Source organism: Cellulomonas sp. A375-1, assembly GCF_001040865.1.
Classification (GTDB): domain Bacteria; phylum Actinomycetota; class Actinomycetes; order Actinomycetales; family Cellulomonadaceae; genus Cellulomonas; species Cellulomonas gelida.
Genome location: NZ_LFKW01000042.1, coordinates 1 through 3906, shown reverse-complemented (window position 1 = coordinate 3906; position 3906 = coordinate 1). Strand labels below are relative to the sequence as shown.

5 protein-coding genes are annotated in these 3906 nt (G+C 72.8%); 4 read left to right on the top strand and 1 reads right to left on the bottom strand.

Going from position 1 to position 3906, the window contains the following annotated elements; translation table 11 throughout:
• Positions 1 to 1002, top strand: a 1002-nt coding sequence (locus CWIS_RS04750; RefSeq protein ID WP_048342165.1) for a methionine ABC transporter ATP-binding protein, incomplete at its 5' end; no start/stop codon positions are given.
• Positions 999 to 1685: a methionine ABC transporter permease gene (locus CWIS_RS04745; protein ID WP_048342107.1), complete on the top strand. Its 687-nt coding sequence runs from the start codon at positions 999 to 1001 to the stop codon at positions 1683 to 1685. The genes CWIS_RS04750 and CWIS_RS04745, both read left to right, overlap by 4 nt.
• 18 nt (positions 1686 to 1703) lie before the next feature.
• On the opposite strand, the gene def is transcribed toward CWIS_RS04745, so the two are convergent.
• Positions 1704 to 2192 carry a peptide deformylase gene (gene def / locus CWIS_RS04740; protein ID WP_048342106.1) on the bottom strand — a complete coding sequence of 163 codons (489 nt, stop codon included), beginning with the start codon at positions 2190 to 2192 and terminating at the stop codon, positions 1704 to 1706.
• A 169-nt stretch (positions 2193 to 2361) separates the two neighbouring features.
• Here def and CWIS_RS04735 point away from each other — a divergent pair, with 169 nt between their 5' ends.
• Positions 2362 to 3174: an AAA family ATPase gene (locus CWIS_RS04735; protein WP_197080761.1), complete on the top strand. Its 813-nt coding sequence runs from the start codon at positions 2362 to 2364 to the stop codon at positions 3172 to 3174.
• 43 nt (positions 3175 to 3217) lie between these two features.
• Positions 3218 to 3906 (top strand): YhgE/Pip domain-containing protein (locus CWIS_RS04730; RefSeq protein ID WP_048342105.1); only part of this gene is annotated, 689 nt, incomplete at its 3' end.

Genomic DNA, 3906 nt, shown 5'->3' with positions numbered 1-3906 from the left:
CTCGACGAGGTCACCAAGGTCTTCGAGGCGCCGTCCGGCCCGGTCCGTGCCGTCGACGGCATCTCCCTGAGCGTCGAACGCGGCGAGGTGTTCGGCGTGATCGGCTACTCGGGCGCGGGCAAGAGCACGCTCGTGCGGTTGATCAACGGGCTCGAACGCGCCACCTCGGGCCGGCTCGTCGTCGACGGCGACGACGTCACCCGGCTCTCCGAGCGCGAGCTCGAGCTCAAGCGCCGGCACATCGGCATGATCTTCCAGCAGTTCAACCTGTTCGCGTCGCGCACGGTCGCGGGCAACGTCGCGTTCCCGCTCAAGGTCGCGGGGTGGCCCCGCGCAGACCGGGACCGCCGCGTGGCCGAGCTGCTCGACTTCGTCGGCCTGCTCTCACGCGCGCACGACCACCCGAGCCAGCTCTCCGGGGGTCAGAAGCAGAGGGTCGGCATCGCTCGCGCCCTCGCCGCGCAGCCGTCGATCCTGCTGGCCGACGAGTGCACGAGCGCCCTCGACCCGCAGACCACCCAGGACGTGCTGCGCCTGCTGCGCAAGGTGAACACCGAGCTCGGTGTCACGATCGTCGTCATCACGCACGAGCTCGACGTGGTGCGCACGATCGCCGACCGTGTCGCCGTGCTCGAGCACGGCAGGCTGGCCGAGCTCGGGACCGTCTTCGACGTCTTCACCCAGCCTCGCGCGGAGGTCTCGCGGCGGTTCGTCTCGACCGTGCTGCACGACCGACCCCGCGCCACGGACCTCGAGCGCCTGCGCCGCCACCACGACGGCCGCATCGTGACGGCCGACGTGCTCGACGGCAGCACCCTCGGCGCGGTGCTCGGCTCCGCGGGCGAGCTGGGGGTGGCGTTCGAGATCGTCTACGGCGGGATCGGCACGCTCCAGGACCGGTCGTTCGGCTCGTTGACGCTCGCGCTGCAAGGTGCCGACCCGTCGGTCGACCACCTCATCGCGCGGCTGCGCGAGGTCACCACCGTGCAGGAAGTCCGATGATCCCCGTCGTGCAGGCCGGCCAGGGCTTCGACTGGTCGTTCCACGGCCCCAAGCTCGTCGAGTCCCTCGGCCAGACCCTCTACATGGTGGGGGCGACGCTCGTCATCGGCGGCGCACTGGGCCTCGCGCTGGGGCTCGCGCTCTACACGACCCGCCGCGGCGGGCTACTCGCGCACCGTGGCGTGTTCTTCGTGCTCAACCTCGTCGTGAACGTGTTCCGCCCGATCCCGTTCCTGATCCTGCTCATGGTGATCGCCCCGGTCACGGTGACCCTGCTCGGCACCCGCCTGGGCAGCACCGCGATGGTCGTCGCGATGTCGTTCGCCGCGACGTTCGGCGTCTCGCGGATCGTCGAGCAGAACCTCGTCGCGATCGACCCGGGCGTGATCGAGGCGGCTCGCGCGACGGGCGCGACGCGCTGGCGCATCATCTCCACGCTGCTCGTCCCCGAGGCGCTGGGCCCGCTGATCCTGGGCTACACGTTCGTGTTCGTCGCGGTCGTCGACATGTCCGCCCTCGCGAGCATCATCGACGGCGGCGGGCTGGGGGCGTTCGCGCTCGACTACGGCTACAAGCGCTGGAACTTCGCGGTCGTGTGGATCACGGTCGTCGTGATCATCCTGCTCGTGCAGGCCGCGCAGGCGATCGGGAACCGGCTCTCACGGCGCGTCATGCACCGCTGAGCGGTCGCCCCGGGCGGCTCAGAGCTGCTCGCGGATCGCGCGCATCGCCTTCTTGCGGACCGAGCGCTCGAGGCGGTCGAGGTAGAGCATGCCGTCGAGGTGGTCGACCTCGTGCTGCAGGCAGCGCCCCATGAGCTCGGTGCCCTCGACGACGACCTCACGGCCGTCGAGGTCCGTGCCGACGACCCGCGCGTACCAGGCGCGCCGCGTCGGGTACCACAGGCCCGGGACCGACAGGCAGCCCTCGTCGCCGTCCTGGTACTCGTCCTCGGACAGCTCGACGATCTGCGGGTTCAGGACGTAGCCGATCTCGTCGTCGATGTTCCACGAGAAGGCCCGCAGCCCCACGCCGATCTGGTTGGCGGCCAGGCCCGCGCGGCCGTCGGCGTCGACGGTCTCCAGCAGGTCCTCGACGAGCGAGCGCACGCGGTCGTCGATCGTCGTGATCGGGTCGCACGGGGTGCGCAGCACGGGGTCGCCGACAGTCCGGATCTCTCGCATCGCCATGGCGAGAATCCTCGCACGCCGCGCACGTCCAGGTCGGCGCGGTCCACGTCGCCGGCACGCCGATCACCGCCGTCGCGCGCGGCTGTGACGAGCGAGACAGGCCGTGCGGTGGTGCGTGCGAGGACCGACGGGTCTATCGTTTGTACTGACCGGTCAGTCAGGAGGACTCGTGAACCAGCAGGACCCCGCCACCGCCCAGCCGCAGGAGGGTGCCGTGCGCGACACGCTCGAGCTCGCACCCGCCCTCGAGACGCCACCGGAGGCTTCCCTGGCGACTCCCGTGGCGGTCGTCGCGCGAGGGTTGCGCCTGCACGGCCGACGCGGCGTCGTGTACGGGCCCGTGGACCTCGACCTCCCGGCGGGCGCGCTCACGGTCGTGCAGGGCCCGCAGGGCGGGGGTCGCTCGAGCCTGCTCCTGACGCTCGCGGGCCGCATGGTCCCGGACGCGGACGCGACCCTCGAGGTGCTCGGTCACACGCTGCCCCGTGAGCGCCGCAGGGTGCAGCGACTGGCCGCCGTGGCGGGCTTCGCCGGGATCGACGACCTGGACGAGAGCGTCACGGTGGGTGAGGTGGTCCGCGAGCGCCTCACCTGGCTCGCCCCCTGGTACCGCCGCGCGCCGCGCGAGGACCAGCGGACCTTCCGCGCGCTGGCCGAGCCCGTCTTCGGCGAGCGGCCCCTCCCGCGCGTCGAGTCCGTGCTGTGGGACCTCGACGAGGTCGACGCGCTCCTGCTGCGCGTGACCCTCGCCATGGCTCAGGGTCCGCGCCTGCTCGTCGTCGACGACGTCGACCAGGTCCACGACACCACGCGGCGCGCGACGCTCTGGCAGCGCCTCGAGGCGCTCACCGCCGCAGGGACCACGGTGGTCGCGTCCGTCGCCTCGCTCGACGAGGTGGCGCGCACACCGTGGCACACCACACCGACGCAGGTCACTCTCGCCACCGGCCCGCACGCCGTGCCCGCACCCGACCTCGCCTGACCGGCGAGCACACCCGCCTCCCGCACCCCCCGAAGGACCCCTCATGTCTGCCCTCACCAGCACCGGGACCGAGCTACGCCGGTTCCGCCGCGGCCGCCTGCCACGGCTCGCGATCGCCGCGATCGTCCTCGTCCCGCTGCTCTACGGCGCGCTCTACCTGTGGGCCTTCTGGGACCCGATGGGCAACCTCGACCGCCTCCCGGTCGCGCTCGTGAACGCCGACCAGGGTGCGACCCTCGACGGCCGCGAGCTGCGCGCGGGCGACGAGGTGGTCGACCAGCTCACGAGCGCGGGCGGCCTCGACTGGCAGGTCACCGACGCCGACGCCGCCGCAACCGGCGTGGCCGACGGCACGTACTACTTCGCGGTGACCGTGCCCGAGGACTTCTCGAGCGACATCACCTCGGCCTCGGGCGACGCGCCCACGGCCGCGCAGATCCTCGTCACGTACGACGACGCGAACTCGTTCCTCGCCTCGACGCTCGGCCGCAGCGCGATGGCCCAGGTGCAGGCGGCGGTCTCGGCGTCCGTCGGCGAGCAGGCCGTCGACCGCGTGCTCGTCGGGCTCGGGGACGCGCGCGACGGGTTCGCCCAGGCCGCCGACGGCGCGCTGACGCTGCGGACCGCGGCCGGCGACCTCGGCGACGGCGCGACGCAGGTGGCGGACGGTGCGCAGCGGTCGGCGGACGGCGCGCAGCAGCTCGCCACGGGCGCGGCCGACCTCGACGCCGG

What these genes read in the sequence shown, in the direction of transcription:
- CWIS_RS04745 (WP_048342107.1), top strand. Translation starts at nt 999, where the DNA reads ATGATCCCCGTCGTGCAGGCCGGCCAGGGCTTCGACTGGTCGTTCCAC.
- def (WP_048342106.1), bottom strand. Translation starts at nt 2,192, where the DNA reads ATGGCGATGCGAGAGATCCGGACTGTCGGCGACCCCGTGCTGCGCACC.